The following is a 17,527-nucleotide window of genomic DNA, read 5'->3' as shown; positions in this document are numbered from 1 at the left end:
GACGGTCATTGTCGCCGCCAACTTCCTTGACAGCGGGTCCGTCTCGGCTGAAGAGACGCCCGCGGGGACTCGCCGCCCGCAGCGATCGCCGGTTCGCGACGCGTACCGCTCGCGCCAGGTCCCCACCGCTTCCGGCCGGTGCGCGCGGTACGCCGACCTCGCGCGGCTTTGACAAAACATACGGAGTACTGCATAGTTATACCTAGTTCACCGCACCGTGAGGAGGAAGCCGTGACTGAGCGCGTCGTACTCGCCTACTCGGGCGGCTTGGACACCTCCGTCGCCATCGGCTGGATCGCCGAGCAGACGGGTGCCGAAGTCATCGCCGTCGCCGTGGACGTCGGCCAGGGCGGCGAGGACCTGGAGGTCATCCGCGAGCGCGCGCTCGCCTGCGGTGCCGTCGAGGCCGAGGTCGTGGACGCCAAGTACGAGTTCGCCGAGGAGTACTGCCTCCCCGCGATCAAGGCCAATGCCCTCTACATGGACCGGTACCCGCTGGTGTCCGCCCTCTCCCGGCCGGCCATCGTCAAGCACCTCGTCGCCGCCGCCGACAAGCACCACGCCGGTGTCGTGGCCCACGGCTGCACCGGCAAGGGCAATGACCAGGTCCGCTTCGAGGCCGGCATCTCCGCGCTCGGCCCCGGCCTGAAGTGCATCGCCCCGGTCCGCGACTACGCGATGACCCGTGACAAGGCGATCGCCTTCTGCGAGGAGAAGAACCTCCCGATCGCGACCACCAAGAAGTCCCCGTACTCCATCGACCAGAACGTCTTCGGGCGCGCCGTCGAGACGGGCTTCCTGGAGAACATCTGGAACGCGCCGGTCGAGGACATCTACGCGTACACCGAGAACCCCGCCACCCCGCGCGAGGCCGACGAGGTCGTCATCTCCTTCAAGGAGGGCGTCCCCGTGGCCCTCGACGGTGAGCCCGTCACCGTCCTCCAGGCGATCCAGCGGCTCAACCGGCGGGCCGGTGCCCAGGGCATCGGCCGGATCGACATGGTCGAGGACCGGCTCGTCGGCATCAAGTCCCGCGAGGTGTACGAGGCCCCGAGCGCGATCGCGCTGATCACCGCCCATCAGGAGCTGGAGAACGTCACCGTCGAGCGCGAACTGGCCCGCTACAAGCGGCAGGTCGAGCAGCGCTGGGGCGAGCTGGTCTACGACGGCCTGTGGTTCTCGCCGCTCAAGCGTGCCCTGGACGGCTTCATCGACGAGGCCGATCAGCACGTCACCGGTGACATCCGCATGACCCTGCACGCGGGCCGCGCGGTCGTCACCGGCCGGAGGTCCGAGCAGTCGCTCTACGACTTCAACCTCGCCACCTACGACTCGGGCGACACGTTCGACCAGTCCAAGGCGCAGGGCTTCATCGAGATCTTCGGCCTCTCGTCGAAGATCGCCGCGAAACGTGACCTGTCCTGACCCCCACCCGTTACGTCACCGCCTCTCCGGCCCTCCGGGCGGGGCGGCGGCCGCACATCCACCCCCTTGTTCTTCCGAGGAGCACGCAGTGAGCAACGGCAACGGCAACGGCAACAGCGACGTACGCCTCTGGGGCGCCCGCTTCGCCGACGGTCCGGCCGAGGCGTTGGCCAGGCTTTCCGCCTCCGTCCACTTCGACTGGCGGCTCGCGCCCTACGACATCGCCGGCTCCCGCGCTCACGCGCGCGTCCTGCACAAGGCGGGCCTGCTCACCGAGGACGAGCTGAACCGGATGACCGCCGGTCTCGACCAGCTCGAAGCCGATGTCGCCGACGGCTCGTTCACCGGCACGGTCGCCGACGAGGACGTGCACACCGCGCTGGAGCGCGGCCTGCTGGAGCGTCTCGGTCCGGACCTCGGCGGCAAGCTGCGGGCCGGCCGGTCCCGCAACGACCAGATCGCCACCCTCTTCCGGATGTACCTGCGCGACCACGCCCGCGTCATCGGCGGGCTGATCGCCGAACTCCAGGGCGCCCTGGTCGGCCTCGCCGAGACGCACCCGGACGTCGCGATGCCCGGCCGTACACATCTGCAGCACGCCCAGCCGGTGCTCTTCGCCCACCACGTCCTGGCCCATGCGCAGTCCCTCTCCCGGGACGCCGAGCGGCTGCGCCAGTGGGACGAGCGGACCGCCGTCTCCCCGTACGGCTCCGGCGCGCTGGCCGGATCGTCCCTCGGGCTGGACCCGCAGGCGGTCGCTGCCGATCTCGGCTTCGAGCGCGGCTCCGTCGCCAACTCGATCGACGGCACCGCCTCCCGCGACTTCGTCGCCGAGTTCGCCTTCATCACCGCGATGATCGGGGTGAACCTCTCCCGGATCGCGGAAGAGGTCATCATCTGGAACACGAAGGAGTTCTCCTTCGTCACCCTGCACGACGCCTTCTCGACCGGTTCCTCGATCATGCCGCAGAAGAAGAACCCGGACATCGCCGAACTGGCCCGCGGCAAGTCCGGCCGACTGATCGGCAATCTGACCGGCCTGATGGCCACGCTGAAGGCCCTCCCGCTCGCGTACAACCGCGACCTGCAGGAGGACAAGGAGCCGGTCTTCGACTCCTGCGACCAGCTCGAAGTCCTGCTGCCCGCCTTCACCGGAATGATGGCCACACTCACCGTCAACCGCGAGCGCATGGAGGAGCTGGCCCCGGCCGGCTTCTCGCTCGCCACCGACGTCGCCGAGTGGCTGGTCAAGCAGGGCGTCCCGTTCCGGGTCGCGCACGAGGTCGCGGGCGAGTGCGTCAAGGAGTGCGAGCAGCAGGGCATCGAGCTCGACGAGCTGACCGACGAGCAGTTCGCGAAGATCTCCGTGCACCTCACCCCCGAGGTCCGCTCGGTCCTCAATGTGGCCGGTGCGCTCGCGTCCCGCAGCGGCCGCGGCGGTACGGCCCCGTCGGCCGTCGCCGTCCAGCTCGCCGAGGTGAAGGCCGACCTCGCCGTCCAGCAGGCGTGGGCGACCGCGAAGAACTGACGGCGGCGAGGGCGGGATCAGGGCGGGGAGCGACGGTACGCTCCCCGCCCTACGGTTTTCCCGAGCCGGGTTACGTTGTCGGGGGAGCGCACCCGACCCACGAGGAGCCCACGATGCCTTTCGCTCGGCTGGCCACAGCGACGACTCCGACCGCCCACATCGGGCTCGGCCTGGCGGCGGTCGGCAGACCCGGCTACATCAACCTCCACCGTGACAGCGATCTGCCCGCGGACCGCAGTGTCGAAGCGCTGCGCAAGCGCACCCACGAGCTGCTGGACGCCGCCTACGCGCAGGGTGTCCGCTACTTCGACGCGGCCCGTTCCTACGGCCGTTCGGAGGAATTCCTGGCCGACTGGCTGAGGGCGCGTCCGGAGGTGGACGACGTCGTCATCGGCAGCAAGTGGGGCTACACCTACACCGCCGGCTGGAGCGTCGAGGCCGAGGCGCACGAGGTCAAGGACCACGGCCTCGCCACGTTTCTGCGTCAGCGCGCCGAGACCGACGCGCTGCTCGGCGACCGCCTCGACCTCTACCAGATCCACTCGGTCACCGCCGACAGCCCGGCCCTCACCGACAAGGAACTGCACGCGCGGCTCGCCGGACTTGCCGCGGAAGGGGTCAGCGTGGGCCTGTCCACCAGCGGACCCGCCCAGGCCGACGCCATCCGGGCCGCCCTCGCCGTCACGGTCGACGGCGAGCCGCTCTTCCGTACGGTCCAGGCCACCTTCAACGCCCTGGAGACCTCGGCCGACGGCGCGCTCGCCGAGGCCCATGACGCCGGGCTCACCGTGATCGTCAAGGAAGCCATGGCCAACGGCCGCCTCGCCGGAACGGATGCACCGGCCGTGATCCGGGAGATCGCCGCCGAGGACGGCGTCGGCAGCGACGCGGTCGCGCTGGCGTTCGTACTGCACCAACCGTGGGCCGGTGTGGTGCTCTCCGGCGCGGCGACCGTCGAGCAGCTCGCCGACAACCTGCACGCGGCCGTCGTCGACCTCGACGAGGAGCGGCGAGCCCGGCTCGACGCGCTGGTGGAGGAGCCGGAGGCGTACTGGCGGCACCGCGCCGCGCTGCCCTGGAGCTGAGCGGGCCCGCCCCCGGCCGGTGCGCCGCGCCGACGGCGGCGAAGCGGCGCCGAACCCACTGACGCCTTCCTGGCCGCCGCCCACGGCGGCGACTTCGAGGCGCTCGTCGCCGTGCTCGACCCGGATGTCGTGGTGCGGTCCGACGTCGGCGCCGGTGGCGTCGGCGCGCCGTCCCTGGTGCGGGGCGCCGAGGCGGTGGCCCGTCAGGCGATCATGTTCGGTCGTTCGCCCGGTCGGCGCACCAGGCCCTGGTCGACGGAGTACCGGCCGTCATCTCGACGCGGGAGGACCGACGGTTCTCGGTCATGGTCTTCACGATCGTGGGGGGGAAGGTCGTCGAGATGTCCGTGATCAACGACCCGGCCCGCCTTCCCGGCCTCGATCTCGTCGTCCTCGACGACTGACCCGGGGCGGCGGCGAAACGGCGGGCTCAGTGCCCGTCGCCGCCCCGGCGGCCCTCCGCCCACGTGGCGAGCGCCTCGAAATCGGCCGGCAGCAGTCCGATCCGCGGATCGATCCACAGCAGCAGCGACTCGCCCGCCCCCTGCCCCGAGACCCACTCCCGGTCCTGCTCGGCGATCTCGTCGTCGACCCAGGCGAACGGCCGGCCGGCCGCGTACTCCACGACGTACTGCGTCTTCCAGTACGTCCCGTCCGGCGCGCTGCCGTGCATCGACGGCCAGTCGATGTACGGCAGCGGGGGCAGCCCGAGATGCGGCCCGATCCACTGGTTGGCCTCGTCCTTCCAGGTCGTCGCCCAGACCAGTTCGTAACGGTCGGCGAGGGTCAGCAGCGCCCGCCCGTGGTCCGGGTTGAGCAGGACGGGCAGCGGCGGTCCGTAGTCCCATCCCGTCGGCCGCATCAGATGCCGCGCGTAACCGTCCGGGACCCGGCGGCGCAGGAATGCCGCGTACGGATTGAGCGGACCGTCGATGTCGATCAGCAGCAGCGGCTTCATGACGACATGGTCCTCCCTCCCTTCCCCGGGAGGCGATGCCTTTCCAGTGAGACGTTTGTGTCTCATATGGTTTATGGTTGTCTCATGAGTCTCGACCGTGAGCAGGTGCTGCGCAGCGCCGCCGCCCTGCTGACCCGCAAATCGACCGCCACCATGGACGAGGTCGCCAGAGCCGCAGGCATCGGACGCGCCACCCTGCACCGGCACTTTGCCGGTCGGGATGCCCTGGTCAAGGCGTTGGAGGACCTGGGCATCCGGGAGTTCGAAGCGGCCTTGGACGCCGCCGCGCTCGACGAGGACACCTGCGAGGAGGCCTTGCGCCGACTGGTCGCGGCCATCGAGCCGAGCGCCGGACTCCTCTCCTTCCTCGTCACCGAGAACCAGCTCTTCGAGGGCGACGAGGTGCACGAGGGCTGGGACCGCCTGGATGCCCGGGTCTCCGCCTTCTTCCGGCGGGGCCAGGAGCGCGGCGAGCTCCGCATCGATCTCACCCCCGCCTGGCTGACCGAGGCCCTCTACGGGCTGATCTCCACCGGAGCCTGGGCCGTCCAGGTGGGCCGGGTGGCCGGGCAGGACTTCCCGTACATGATCGTCGAGTTGCTGCTCGGCGGCGCACGCCGGAGCGTAGAGCAATGAGTCGTCTCGAACAGCACGCGGAATCCACCCATGAGCTGCGTCGTCCCGGGCGGTGGATCGCCCTGGCCGTCCTCGTCCTCGCGGTGCTGCTCGTGGCGGTGGACGCCACGGTCCTCGGCCTCGCCACCCCCTTTCTCACCGAGGACCTCAAACCGTCCGGTACGCAGCTGCTCTGGATCGGCGACGTCTACTCCTTCGTGATCGCCGGGCTCCTGGTCTCCATGGGCAGCCTGGGCGACCGCATCGGCCGCAAGAAACTGCTGCTGACCGGTGCCATGGCCTTTGGCGCGGTGTCGGTGCTCAACGCGTACGCGAGCAGCCCCGAGATGATGATCCTGGCGCGGGCGCTGCTCGGTGTCGCGGGCGCCACCCTGATGCCGTCCACGCTCGCCCTGATCCGCAATCTCTTCCACGATCCGCGCGAGCGCAGCCTCGCCATCGGCATCTGGGGAGCCATGGCCTCCGCGGGCGCGGCCGTCGGCCCCGTCGTCGGCGGCTTCCTCCTGGAGCACTTCTGGTGGGGCTCGGTGTTCCTGATCAACCTGCCGGTCATGGCCGTGCTGGTGGTCGTCGGCGTCAAGATGATCCCCGAGTCGAAGAATCCGGCACCGGGCCCCTGGGACCTGGTCAGTGTGGCGCTCTCCTTCATCGGCATGATCGGTGTCGTCTACGCCATCAAGGAGCTGGCCGCACACGGTACGAGCTGGGGGGTCGCCGTCACGGGTCTCGGTGGCCTGGCCGCGCTCTGCTGGTTCGTACGCAGACAACTCACGCTTCCCGCACCCCTGCTGGACATGCGGCTCTTCCATCACCGGGGCTTCTCGGGCGCGGTCCTCGCCGATCTGCTGACCATCCTCGGCCTGTCCGGGCTGGTCTTCTTCCTCTCCCAGTTCCTGCAACTGGTACAGGGACGAGGACCGCTGGAGGCCGGGCTCGCCGAACTGCCCGCGGCCGTCGGCGCGGTCACCGCGGGTCTGATCGCAGGTGTGGCGGCCCGCCGCTACTCGGTGCGGTCGGTGGTATCCGGCGGACTCGGGGCGATCGGCCTGGCGCTCGCCGTGGTCACCTTGTTCCACCGCGAGACCGCCTATCCGCTGATCGGCGTGGTACTGCTGGTCGTCGGGGTCGGCGCGGGCTTCGCCTTCACCGTCACCTCCGACGTGATCCTCTCCAGCGTTCCGAAGGAGCAGGCGGGTTCCGCGGGCGCGGTCTCCGAGACGGCGTACGAACTCGGCGCGGCCCTCGGCATCGCCCTGCTCGGTTCCATCGTCACCGGCGTCTACCAGGACTTCGTCACCCCGCAGGGCGTTCCGTCCGCCAACGCCTCGGCGGCCCATGAATCGCTGGGCGGCGCCGTCGAAGCGGCACACGGCCTTCCGGTGCAACAGGCGGGCGCGCTGATCTCCGCGGCGCAGGAGTCGTTCGTCGACGGGCTGCGGCTGGCCGCGGGGGTCGGCGCGGCGGTCCTGCTGGCAACGGCCGTCGCGGCCTGGTTCCTGTTGCGCGGTCAGAAGCTGGAGGACGGCATCGTCCACCAGTAGCCCCGGACCGCACGCATACCGAGGGCATGCGGAAGGGCCCGTACCGCCGATCGGCGGTACGGGCCCTTCCGTACGTCCTGCTCCCGCGTCAGCTCACGCGGCTTTGGCCTTCGTCGCATACATGTCGACGTACTCCTGGCCCGACAGCCGCATCACCTCGGCCATCACGGAGTCGGTCACCGCCCGCAGCACATAGCGGTCGCGGTCCATGCCTTCGTAGCGGGAGAACTCCATCGGCTCACCGAAACGCACCGTCACCTTGCCGGGACGGGGCAGACCGGAACCACCGGGCTGCAGCTTGTCCGTACCGATCATCGCGAACGGCACCACCGGCGCACCCGTCATCAGGGTCAGCCGGGCGATCCCCGTGCGGCCCCGGTAGAGCCGGCCGTCGGGGGAGCGGGTGCCCTCCGGGTAGATGGCGAACGCCTTGCCCTCCTCCAGCACCCGACGGCCCGTCATCAGCGCCGCGACACCGCCGCGACCGCCGTCCCGGTCCACCGGGATCATGCCGCAGCCCGTGAAGAACCAGGCCATCGCCCGGCCCTTGAGCCCCTTGCCCGTCACATACTCGTCCTTGCCGATGTAGTAGACGGGCCGGTCGCAGCAGATCGGCATGATCATCGAGTCGATGAACGTCAGATGGTTGCCCGCGAGGATCACCGGACCGTCCCCGGGGATGTTCTCCACACCCTCCACCTGGGGGCGGAACATCAGGCGCAAGATCGGTCCGAGCACTGCCTTGATGAGTGCGTGTCGGGACAACGGTTCCTCCGGTGTAGTGGCCGGGCCGGCGGGGCGCGGGATCGTGACTCTATGCAGGTGAGGACGATACTCGCGGGTACTCGCCATTCGCACATCGGGTTCATCGATCGGATACGCGGTGTTGACGTGTGTTTCCGCCAAGTTCGTCCAGGAGCTGCTCTTACGACAGTACGACTCCTTACGCTCGGGCCTCGCCCGACAGGTGCGAGACATCACACGTGAGGAGCATTCATGACTGAGCGCGCGCAGGCAGGTCCCGGTCGCAGAACCCTGCTGGGGGCGGGGGCGGCCGTACTCGGCTCCGCCGCCCTCGGGCTGGCCGGCGGCCCGGCCGAAGCCGCGGACGGCACCGTTCAAAGCTCCTCGGAACGGTCGGGCGGACACGGCTTCCGCCTCGACCTGCCGGTGCCCACCGTCATCGGGCACCGCGGCACCAGCGGCTACCGGCCCGAGCACACCCTCGGCTCGTACCAGCTGGCCCTCGACATGGGCGCGCACATCGTCGAGCAGGACCTGGTGCCCACCAAGGACGGCCATCTCGTCTGCCGTCACGAGAACGACATCACCGCCACCACCGATGTCTCCGCCCACCCCGAGTTCGCCGGCCGCAGGACCACGAAGAAGGTCGACGGTGTCTCCCTCACCGGCTGGTTCACCGAGGACTTCACCCTCGCCGAACTGAAGACACTGCGGGCCACGGAGCGCATCCCCGGCACCCGTCAGAAGAACACGCTCTACGACGGCCGCTGGGAGGTCCCCACCTTCGAGGAGGTGCTGCGCTGGGCCGACCGCGAGGGTCGCAGGCGCGGGAAGCCGGTCTGGCTGTACGTCGAGACCAAGCACCCCACCTACTTCCGGGGACTCGGCCTCGGGCTCGAAGAGCCCCTCGCCAAGCTGCTGCGCCGCTACAACCGCCACCGCAAGCAGTCGCCGCTCATCCTTCAGTCCTTCGAGCCCGGCAGCATCCAGCGGCTGGCCGGACTCGTCGCCACCCCGCGCGTCGTACTGCTCTCCGGCGCGGGCGAGCGCCCCTGGGACTTCGTGACGTCCGGCGATCCGCGCACCGTCGCCGACCTGGTGAAGCCCGAGGGCCTGAAGTGGATGGCGTCCTTTGCCCAGGGCATCGGACCCACCCTGGACCTGATCATTCCCAAGGACGCCTCGGGGCGGCTCACCGCACCGACCACCCTGGTGAGGGACGCGCACGCGCAGGGCCTGGTGCTGCACCCGTACACCATGCGCAACGAGAACACCTTCCTGCCCGCCGACTTCCGACGGGGCACGGACCCCACCGCGTACGGTGACGCCTTCGGCGCGTTCCGGACGTACTTCGCGACCGGAATCGACGGGATCTTCTCCGACAACCCGGACACCGCCCTGCTTGCCGCGGCGGACTTCGCCGCCCGGTGAGACCGGCGTCAGCACCCGGCCGGGGCGTGCCCCGGTCGGGTGGTGGCCGCCCTGGACGGCAACCGCCCGTCGGCGCGGGTGCGTCGGCCGGGGCATGACGCTTCTCGATCGTGCCGCCGCCGACACCGCCTCGGCGGCCATCGTCCGTACCCTGTACCCGCTGGTGAGCGCCGAGGCCACGGCCGAGGCGGCCGCCTCGGTGACGGGTGCGGCGATCGAACCCGCCGATCTCGAACAGGCCGTCTGGCTGCGGCTGATGGAGCGGCTCGCGCGGGGCGGGCCGCCGGTGGACGCGGCGCGCTGGGTACGGAACGCCGTGCGGGCGGAGGCCCGACGGGCCCGCCGTACCACCCGGCACGAACGCCCCTACCGTGACGAGACCTCCGCGGACCCGGCCGGCTGCCCCGAGCGGATCGCCGTGGGCGCCGACGAACGCCGGGCGCTGCGTGCCGCGGTGGACCGGCTGCCCGGCCGGTGTGCCCCGCTGCTGTCGGCGATGCTCGCCCCCGGTGATCCCACTTACCGGGAAATCGCAGGGAAGTTGGGTATGTCACAGGGCAGTTTGGGTCCGATCCGTTCCCGATGCCTTGGATGTCTGCGCAGAATGCTCGCGGCGGAGGTTGTCGCTCCTGAACTGCGGGGAAAGGAGCGTTAGACAACCGGTGGATCAGGTGGGTGGAGGCATGCGCAGATGGGCATGAGCGTGATCATCTCGGCGGCGACGGCACAGGACGCCGAACAGGTCTTGAAACTTGAGTACCTCTGCTTCCAGCGTGAGGCCGAGCTGTACGGGAACTACCGCATCGACCCGCTGGTCCAGAGCCTCGATTCGCTGCACGCCGAGATCGCCACGCAGTTGGTGTTCGTGGCACGACTGGGCGACGAAGTGGTCGGTTCGGTCCGTGGCTCCACCGATGCGGACGGCACCGGGCAGATCGGCAGGCTCTGCGTCCACCCGCGGCTCCAGGGGCACGGCCTCGGTGCCCGGCTGCTGCGGGCCGCCGAGTCGGGACTCGCCGACGAGCGGTCGGCCACCCGCTTCCGGCTGCAGACCGGGCATCGCAGCGAGAGCAATCTGCGGCTCTACCGACGGGCGGGTTACGCCCAGGTGGGCAATGAGACCGGTCGGGACGGCGTCCGGATGATCCTGCTGGAGAAGGACGCGACGGCGCCCGCCTACGTGGCCAGCGCGTGAACCGGGCCCGCCCGGCGGAACGGGGGCACGGCCCGGCCGGGGGCGGTTACCGGCCGACGGTCGGTCCCACCGAAGGCCCGTCGGGCGGGAGTTACGCCTTCTTCGCGCTGCGCAGCCACATCATCCCGGTGATCGGAAGGATCACCGGGATGAACAGGTAACCCATGCCGAAGTCGGACCAGACGGTGGCATCCGCGAAGGCCGACGGCTCCACCATCGTCCAGGTCCCCACGACCAGCACGCCCAGGAGCTCGGCGGCGCAGCACACCAGTGCCGATTTGCGCGCCTTCTCGCCGCCGCGCACGAGCGAATACGTGATGAACCCGTACACGAGAGCGGCGACGGCCGACAGCACGTAGGCAAGCGGCGCCCTGCCGAAGTCCAGGATGATCTGGACGATCGAGCGGGAGGCCGCGGCGACGGTGAACACCCCGTAGAACCAGACCAGTACCCGGCCGGGGCCGGTCCCGAGGTCGAAGGGCCGCTTCTCGCCGGTGGCCGCCGCAGGGGCGCGATCGGTGTCGGTCACGGTCAGTTTCCCCAGATGTCGTAGAGCCGTACTTCGAGGACGGCCAGCACGACCGCGCCCGCCGCCACCGTCACCGAACCCCACCGGGTCCGCTCGGTGAGCGACAGGAAACCGGCCGCGGGCACGGCGAGGAAGGCCCCGATCAGATACGCGATGAAGATCGTCATGCCCTGGTCGGGCCGCGCGCCCCCGGACAGCCGCACGATGCCCACCACCAGCTGGGCCAGCGCCAGCAGCGAGACCACGGCCATGGCGATGAAGTGCCAGTCCTTGGTCGGCTGGTCCCGGTACGCGGCGAATCCGCACCACGCGGCGAGGGCGAGCGCGGTCACGGCGACCGCGACCGTCAGGGCGTCAAGCATGAGGCGAGGGTATTACGGACCGAAGCGTCCTCTGCGTGCGCCCCCGTCCCGGGGGACACGGCGCGCGGGCGGGGCCTCGGGGCCGCGACCGCGAAGGTCCACCGGCCCGGCAGACCTCCGCGGCCGCGGCAGTAGTGTCGGTGGACATGAAGATCCACGCCGAAGCCCTGCTGTTCGACAACGATGGAACACTGCTCTCCTCGATCGAGTCGGTGTACCGCTGCTGGACCCAGTGGGCCCAGGAGTACGGGATCACGGCGGAGGACTTCGAGGGTGTCGAGCTGCACGGCCGGACGGCCGGCGAGATCGTCGCCGGGCTGCTGCCGGCGGCCCGGGTCGAGGAAGCCCTGGCCCGTATCGAACAGCTGGAGGTCGAGGACGCCCCCGGCGGAGTCGTGATCCTGCCCGGTACCAAGGAACTGCTCGGTGCGCTGCCCGCGCACCGCTGGGCCGTCGTCACCTCCGCCACCCGGCCGCTCGGTTGGGCACGGCTGAGCGAAGTGGGCATCGACGTCCCCCTGATGATCGCCGCCGAGGACGTCACCCGGGGCAAGCCGGATCCCGAGCCCTACCTGCTGGCCGCCGAGCGCCTCGGCGTCGATCCGGCCCGTTGCGTGGTCTTCGAGGACGCCCCGGCCGGACTGCGGGCGGGACGGGCGGCAGGCATGAGGACCGTGGCCTTGGCCACAACGCACGACCGCTCCGAACTGGTCGCGGATCTGGTCGTCGATGACCTCTCCGCCATATCGGTGCAGGTCACAGCCCAGGAAGTGGAAATCGCGGCGATCGGCTGAGCCGGCTCGCGCCACCATCCACGCCTGTCCGCTATGCGGACAGGCGGATCGGGCGGAACGTTACGTCTGTTTTACTTGGGGCATGACCACGACGAGCAACCGCACCCTTGCGACCGAGGCGATCACGACGCCCGGTGCTCGTTGTATGTGTCGAATGCGCACCTTCTGAGGGCCCCCGCCCGATCCTCGCGCCCCGAAGCGAGACCGAGCCCGAGCCGTCCGCACCCAGCGGAACGAGCCTGCCCGAGCGCCGCTGCCCGGCCAACCGCCGCGGCCGGCCGTGCCGGGACCCCGCTCGGAACGTCCGATCGGAACGCCCAGAGCACTCTCATCGGCCGAATGCCCCGTGCCCGGCGGACATTGCGCCACGCACTCGACAGTGACGGAAACCCTGTGATCACCACTACGGGCCTCACGAAGGTCTACCAGTCGCACGGCCGTGAGGTCACCGCCCTCGACGGCGTCGACCTGCACGTCCGCGAGGGCGAGGTGTACGGCGTCATCGGACAGAGCGGCGCCGGAAAATCCTCCCTCATCCGCTGCGTCAACCTCCTGGAACGCCCCACCTCGGGCACTGTGACCGTGGCCGGCCGGGACCTCACCGCCCTCGCCGGACGAGGCCGCCGGGCCGGCAAGGAACTGCGCGAGGCGCGCAGCCGCATCGGCATGGTGTTCCAGCACTTCAACCTGCTGGACTCCCGCAGCGTCCAGCACAACATCGAACTCCCGCTGGAGATCCTCGGCGTCTCCGGCAAGGACCGCTCCCGCAAGGCCCTCGAACTCCTCGACCTGGTCGGACTCGCCGACAAGGCCAAGTCCTACCCCGGCCAGCTCTCCGGCGGTCAGAAGCAGCGCGTCGGCATCGCCCGCGCCCTGGCCGGAGACCCCAAGGTGCTGCTCTCCGACGAGGCGACCTCCGCCCTCGACCCCGAGACCACCCGCTCCATCCTCCAACTGCTGCGCGACCTCAACCGGCAGCTCGGCCTGACCGTCCTGCTCATCACGCACGAGATGGACGTCGTCAAGACGATCTGCGACTCCGCCGCGCTGATGCGGAAGGGACGCGTCATCGAGTCGGGCACCGTCGGCGAACTGCTCGCCACCCCGGGCTCCGAACTGGCCCACGAGCTGTTCCCCGTCGGCGGTACGCCCTCCGGCCCCGACCGCACGGTCGTCGACGTCACCTTCCACGGCGAGGCCGCCACCCAGCCGGTGATCTCGCAGCTCTCCCGCACGTACAACATCGACATCTCGATCCTGGGCGCCGCGATGGACACCGTCGGCGGCAAGCAGATCGGCCGGATGCGCATCGAACTGCCCGGCCGCTTCGAGGAGAACGTCGTCCCCATCGGCTTCCTGCGCGAGCAGGGCCTGCAGGCCGAGGTCGTGGAGCACGACGCCGCCGGCATCCCCGTACAGACCCCCGTCCCGCTCACCGAGGAGGTGGCGAAGTGACCTGGTCCGACATGCAGCCGCTGCTCACCCAGGGGACCATCGACACCCTCTACATGGTGCTCTGGTCCGCCGTCGTCACCGTCCTCGTGGGGCTGCCGCTCGGCGTTCTGCTGGTCCTCACCGACAAGGGCGGACTGCTCCGGAACGCCCCGGTGAACAAGGTCATCGGCGTGATCGTGAACGTCGGCCGCTCGCTGCCGTTCATCATCCTGCTGATCGCCCTGATCCCCTTCACCACGTGGGTCGTCGGCACCTTCATCGGTCCCACGGCGATGATCGTGCCGCTTGCCGTCGGCGCCATCCCGTTCTTCGCGCGGCTCGTCGAGACCGCCGTGCGCGAGGTGGACCACGGACTCGTCGAGGCCGTCCAGTCGATGGGCGGATCCATCCCGACGATCGTCCGCAAGGTACTGCTGCCGCAGGCGCTGCCCTCGCTCGTCTCCGGCGTCACCACGACCGTCATCGTGCTCATCGGCTACTCCGCGATGGCCGGCGCGGTCGGCGGCGAGGGGCTCGGCTCCAAGGCCGTCACCTATGGATACCAGCGCTTCGACAACCGGTTCATGCTCGTCACCGTCGTACTGCTGATCGTCATCGTGACCGTGATCCAGCTGATCGGCGACGCGGCCGTACGGCTGCTGGCCCGTCGGGGCCGCACCACCACCTGAGACCTTCGTTCCGCCCAAGCCCGCACTCCTTGTCCGGGCGCACCACCCTCACCACCGAAAGAGGCACTTTTCGTGCGTAAGAACATCAAGATCACCGCTGCTGCCGCCGCCACCGCCGCCCTGGCCTTCGGCCTCACCGCCTGCGGCACGTCGTCCGACCCGGCCTCCAAGAGCGACACCGGCGCCAAGGCCGACACCTCCAAGGCGCTCGTCGTCGCGGCGTCCCCGACGCCGCACGCCGACATCCTGAACTTCGTCAAGAAGAACCTCGCGGCGAAGGCGGGCCTCAAGCTGGAGATCAAGGAGTTCACGGACTACGTCCTGCCGAACACGGCCACCGAGACCGGCCAGGTCGACGCCAACTTCTTCCAGCACCAGCCCTACCTCGACGACTTCAACAAGAAGAACAACACCCACCTCGTCTCCGTCGGCACGGTCCACCTGGAGCCCCTCGGCCTCTACTCCAAGAAGCTCAAGGCCCTCGGCGACATCAAGTCCGGCCAGACCATCGCGGTGCCCAACGACACCACCAACGAGGGCCGCGCCCTCCAGCTGCTCGCCGAGAAGGGGCTGATCACCCTCAAGGCCGGCGTCGGCACCGACGCCAAGCTCAGCGACATCACCGACAAGAAGGGCCTGCAGTTCAAGGAGCTGGAGGCCGCGACCGTGCCCCGCGCCCTGAACGACGTGGACGCCGCCGTCATCAACGGCAACTACGCCATCGAGGCCAAGCTCAAGCCCTCCAAGGACGCCCTGGCACTGGAGAAGGCCGACGGCAACCCGTACGCCAACATCATCGCCGTGAAGAAGGGCAACGAGAAGGACGCCCGTGTCGAGAAGCTCATGAAGCTCCTCCACTCCGACGAGGTCAAGAAGTTCATCGAGGACACGTACCAGGGCGCCGTCATCCCGGCCTTCGGCACCGCCAAGTCCTGACACCCGCACGGCACTTGTCCGAAGGGCCCCGCGCACCCCACCCGGGGGCGCGGGGCTCCGCCGTACGGACCCGCCCATGCACAGCACGGGCCCCATGTTGCATGCTGTGCCTTTACACGGTCTTCGGCATGGAGCTGCGCATGACTTCCACCTTTCCGGACATCTCCATCAGCACGGATCGGTTGGTGCTGCGCCCCTTCGATATGACGGACGTTCCCGCGTACATCGAGATGATGAACGACGAGCTCGTCACCGCCTGGACCGAGGCTCCCCACCCCTACACCCAGGTCGACGCCGAACGCTGGGTCCGCAGGATCGCCCCCGCCCAGCGCACCACCGGTGACGGCATCGTCTTCGCCGTCACCGAATTCCTCACCCAGCGGCTCGTCGGCTCGGTCCGGCTGCGCAACACCGACTGGCGCACCCTGGCCACCGAGGCCGCGTACATCACCGCCCCCTGGGCACGCGGCGAGGGATACGCCACCGAGTCGCTGCTGGCGCTGGCCCAGTGGCTCTTCCGCGACCAGGGCTTCGAGCGCATCGAACTGCGCACCGCCGCCGACAACACCGCCTCCCAGCAGGTCGCCCAGAAGCTCGGCTGCATCAGCGAGGGAGTCCTGCGCAACGCCCGCATAGCGCGCACCCAGACGGAGGACGGGGGCTGGACCGACATCAGGACCGACCTGATCGTCTGGAGCCTGCTTCCCGAGGACCTGGAAGGTGTCGCCGAGCAGCTCGCCGACGCGGGCGGCTACGGCGCCTACAACGACTGGAACTGACCTCCTCCGAGGGGTCTCGGCGCCGTACGGGTACGGACCGGGTACTCTCACCCTGCCCGCTCCTCACGGGGCAGCCCCACCTGCGACAACTCCAGGAGACTGACGACAGATGGCCGATCGGGTCACCGTGATCGGCTGGGACGGCTCGCCACTGACCGGAGCGGCCACGGCCGCCCTCTCGGCCGCCACGCTCGTCGCCGGAGCCGCCCACCACCTCGCGCTCCCCGAAGTCCCGGTGCACGCCGAACGGATCCGTCTGGGCTCCATCGACCTCGCCGCCCGGCGGATCGCCCTGCACCGCGGCAGCGCCGTGGTCCTCGCCGACGGAGACCCCGGCTTCTTCGGCGTCGTACGCAACCTCCGCGCACCCGAGCACGGCCTCGAAGTCGAGGTGGTGCCCGCCGTGTCCTCCGTCGCCACCGCCTTCGCCCGTGCCGGAATGCCGTGGGAGGACGCCCAGGTCGTCGTCGCCCACCCCCGCACCCTGCGCCGCGCCGTCAACGTCTGCCGCGCCCACCACAAGGTCGCCGTCCTCACCTCGCCCGGTGCGGGCCCCGCCGAACTGGCCCTGCTCCTCGAAGGCGTCCACCGCACCTTCGTCATCTGCGAGGAACTCGGCACCGCACGCGAGCAGGTCACCGTCGTCACCTCCGACAAGGCCGCCGACCACGTCTGGCGCGACCCGAACGTGGTCATCGTCATCGGCGGCGGCCCCGAACCGCAGGCCGGCGGAGCCTGGATCGCCGGCCGCCACCCCGCCCGCCCCCGTGGCATACGCGGCTGGGCACTGCCCTCCCAGGCCTACCCGGGCAGCACCACGGTCGCCGGGGACGAGAGCGGCGAGGGCGAGTCCCCGGGGCTGCGCGCCGCCCAACTGGCCCGCCTCGGCCCCCGAACCGGCGACCTCGTGTGGGACATCGGCTCCGGCAGCGGGGCCCTGGCCGTGGAGGCCGCCCGCTTCGGGGCAGCGGTGCTGGCGGTCGACAGCGATCCGGCGGCGTGCGCCCGCACCGCGGCGGCGGCCCGCTCCTTCGGAGTCCAGCTCCAGGTCGTCGAGGGCCGGGCACCGCATGTGCTGGAGCGGCTGCCGGAGCCCGACATCGTACGGATCGGGGGCGGGGGAGTCCCCGTCGTCACCGCCGTCACCGAACGCCGGCCGGAGCGCATCGTGACCCATGCGTCGACGCGCGACGAGGCCGAGGCCCTCGGCGCGGCACTTTCCGGGAACGGCTACACCGTCCGGTGCTCGCTCCTCCAGTCCGTCGAACTCGACACGGCCGCATGGTCGGAGCGGGAACGCTCGGTCGTCTTCCTGCTCTCCGCGCTCCGTTCCGACCTCGCCCCGTGACCTGGTCGGAGTACAGCGCGAGGTAGGCTGGCCGATCGTTGCACCGCGGCTGGACGTTCGTCGCTTCGTTCGTCAATGTCCGGAAAAGGGGACTGTTTTGGCCCCCGTTGTGG

18 protein-coding genes are annotated in these 17,527 nt (G+C 70.1%); 14 read left to right on the top strand and 4 right to left on the bottom strand.

Going from position 1 to position 17,527, the window contains the following annotated elements; genetic code table 11:
- Window positions 1–231: 231 nt before the first annotated feature.
- The 3 genes from ABZ826_RS08425 to ABZ826_RS08415 all read left to right on the top strand — a co-directional run bounded on the left by ABZ826_RS08425 (window position 232) and on the right by ABZ826_RS08415 (window position 4,038).
- Window positions 232–1,425: an argininosuccinate synthase gene (locus ABZ826_RS08425; RefSeq protein WP_361444158.1), complete on the top strand. Its 1,194-nt coding sequence runs from the start codon at window positions 232–234 to the stop codon at window positions 1,423–1,425.
- 88 nt (window positions 1,426–1,513) lie between these two features.
- Window positions 1,514–2,953, top strand: a complete 1,440-nt coding sequence (gene argH / locus ABZ826_RS08420) for an argininosuccinate lyase (protein ID WP_361444155.1) — start codon at window positions 1,514–1,516, stop codon at window positions 2,951–2,953.
- Window positions 2,954–3,066: 113 nt separating this feature from the next.
- Window positions 3,067–4,038, top strand: coding sequence for an aldo/keto reductase (locus ABZ826_RS08415; RefSeq protein ID WP_361444152.1), 972 nt, complete (start codon window positions 3,067–3,069; stop codon window positions 4,036–4,038).
- Between the two features lie 430 nt (window positions 4,039–4,468).
- On the opposite strand, the gene ABZ826_RS08410 is transcribed toward ABZ826_RS08415, so the two are convergent.
- Window positions 4,469–4,996 (bottom strand): hypothetical protein, encoded by a 528-nt coding sequence (locus ABZ826_RS08410; RefSeq protein ID WP_361444149.1) that lies wholly within the window; start codon window positions 4,994–4,996, stop codon window positions 4,469–4,471.
- Window positions 4,997–5,080: 84 nt separating this feature from the next.
- Between ABZ826_RS08410 and ABZ826_RS08405 the strand changes: the two genes are divergently transcribed.
- Both ABZ826_RS08405 and ABZ826_RS08400 read left to right on the top strand, forming a co-directional pair.
- The gene (locus ABZ826_RS08405) at window positions 5,081–5,632 is read left to right on the top strand and encodes a helix-turn-helix domain-containing protein (RefSeq protein WP_361444146.1); all 552 of its coding nucleotides are present in this window, start codon (window positions 5,081–5,083) and stop codon (window positions 5,630–5,632) included.
- Window positions 5,629–7,173 carry an MFS transporter gene (locus ABZ826_RS08400; RefSeq protein ID WP_361444143.1) on the top strand — a complete coding sequence of 515 codons (1,545 nt, stop codon included), beginning with the start codon at window positions 5,629–5,631 and terminating at the stop codon, window positions 7,171–7,173. Before ABZ826_RS08405 ends, ABZ826_RS08400 begins: the two co-directional genes overlap by 4 nt.
- A gap of 93 nt (window positions 7,174–7,266) precedes the next feature.
- Here the strand turns inward: ABZ826_RS08400 and ABZ826_RS08395 are convergent, their stop codons facing one another.
- Entirely contained in the window at window positions 7,267–7,938 is a 672-nt protein-coding gene (locus tag ABZ826_RS08395) for a lysophospholipid acyltransferase family protein (protein ID WP_361444140.1), read from the bottom strand.
- A 231-nt stretch (window positions 7,939–8,169) separates the two neighbouring features.
- On the opposite strand from ABZ826_RS08395, the gene ABZ826_RS08390 reads away from it, so the two are divergent.
- The 3 genes from ABZ826_RS08390 to ABZ826_RS08380 all read left to right on the top strand — a co-directional run bounded on the left by ABZ826_RS08390 (window position 8,170) and on the right by ABZ826_RS08380 (window position 10,543).
- Complete coding sequence (locus ABZ826_RS08390) at window positions 8,170–9,348, top strand: glycerophosphodiester phosphodiesterase (protein WP_361444137.1); 1,179 nt, start codon at window positions 8,170–8,172, stop codon at window positions 9,346–9,348.
- Between the two features lie 94 nt (window positions 9,349–9,442).
- Entirely contained in the window at window positions 9,443–10,003 is a 561-nt protein-coding gene (locus ABZ826_RS08385) for a sigma-70 family RNA polymerase sigma factor (RefSeq protein ID WP_361444134.1), read from the top strand.
- Window positions 10,004–10,039: 36 nt separating this feature from the next.
- Window positions 10,040–10,543 carry a GNAT family N-acetyltransferase gene (locus tag ABZ826_RS08380; RefSeq protein WP_361444131.1) on the top strand — a complete coding sequence of 168 codons (504 nt, stop codon included), beginning with the start codon at window positions 10,040–10,042 and terminating at the stop codon, window positions 10,541–10,543.
- A 91-nt stretch (window positions 10,544–10,634) separates the two neighbouring features.
- Here ABZ826_RS08380 and ABZ826_RS08375 read toward each other — a convergent pair whose 3' ends face one another.
- Together ABZ826_RS08375 and ABZ826_RS08370 are read right to left on the bottom strand one after the other, a co-directional pair.
- Entirely contained in the window at window positions 10,635–11,072 is a 438-nt protein-coding gene (locus ABZ826_RS08375; protein ID WP_361444128.1) for a hypothetical protein, read from the bottom strand.
- 2 nt (window positions 11,073–11,074) lie between these two features.
- Window positions 11,075–11,434, bottom strand: a complete 360-nt coding sequence (locus tag ABZ826_RS08370) for a hypothetical protein (RefSeq protein WP_361444125.1) — start codon at window positions 11,432–11,434, stop codon at window positions 11,075–11,077.
- A gap of 146 nt (window positions 11,435–11,580) precedes the next feature.
- Here ABZ826_RS08370 and ABZ826_RS08365 point away from each other — a divergent pair, with 146 nt between their 5' ends.
- From ABZ826_RS08365 to cbiE, 6 genes are all read left to right on the top strand, one after another.
- Window positions 11,581–12,228, top strand: a complete 648-nt coding sequence (locus ABZ826_RS08365; RefSeq protein ID WP_361444122.1) for an HAD family hydrolase — start codon at window positions 11,581–11,583, stop codon at window positions 12,226–12,228.
- A 393-nt stretch (window positions 12,229–12,621) separates the two neighbouring features.
- A complete protein-coding gene (locus ABZ826_RS08360) occupies window positions 12,622–13,683 on the top strand; it encodes an ATP-binding cassette domain-containing protein (protein WP_361444119.1) in 1,062 nt (353 codons plus the stop codon).
- A complete protein-coding gene (locus ABZ826_RS08355) occupies window positions 13,680–14,351 on the top strand; it encodes a methionine ABC transporter permease (RefSeq protein WP_361444116.1) in 672 nt (223 codons plus the stop codon). The genes ABZ826_RS08360 and ABZ826_RS08355 overlap by 4 nt, the downstream gene beginning before the upstream one ends.
- A 72-nt stretch (window positions 14,352–14,423) precedes the next feature.
- Window positions 14,424–15,287, top strand: coding sequence for a MetQ/NlpA family ABC transporter substrate-binding protein (locus tag ABZ826_RS08350; protein WP_361444113.1), 864 nt, complete (start codon window positions 14,424–14,426; stop codon window positions 15,285–15,287).
- 101 nt (window positions 15,288–15,388) lie between these two features.
- A complete protein-coding gene (locus tag ABZ826_RS08345) occupies window positions 15,389–16,066 on the top strand; it encodes a GNAT family N-acetyltransferase (protein ID WP_361444110.1) in 678 nt (225 codons plus the stop codon).
- A 109-nt stretch (window positions 16,067–16,175) separates the two neighbouring features.
- A complete protein-coding gene (gene cbiE / locus ABZ826_RS08340) occupies window positions 16,176–17,414 on the top strand; it encodes a precorrin-6y C5,15-methyltransferase (decarboxylating) subunit CbiE (RefSeq protein ID WP_361444107.1) in 1,239 nt (412 codons plus the stop codon).
- Window positions 17,415–17,527: the final 113 nt, after the last annotated feature.

This window comes from Streptomyces sp. NPDC047515 (assembly GCF_040643055.1).
GTDB lineage: Bacteria > Actinomycetota > Actinomycetes > Streptomycetales > Streptomycetaceae > Streptomyces.
The sequence above is the reverse complement of the archived record's forward strand: the minus strand, read 5'-3'. Positions and strand labels throughout refer to the sequence as shown.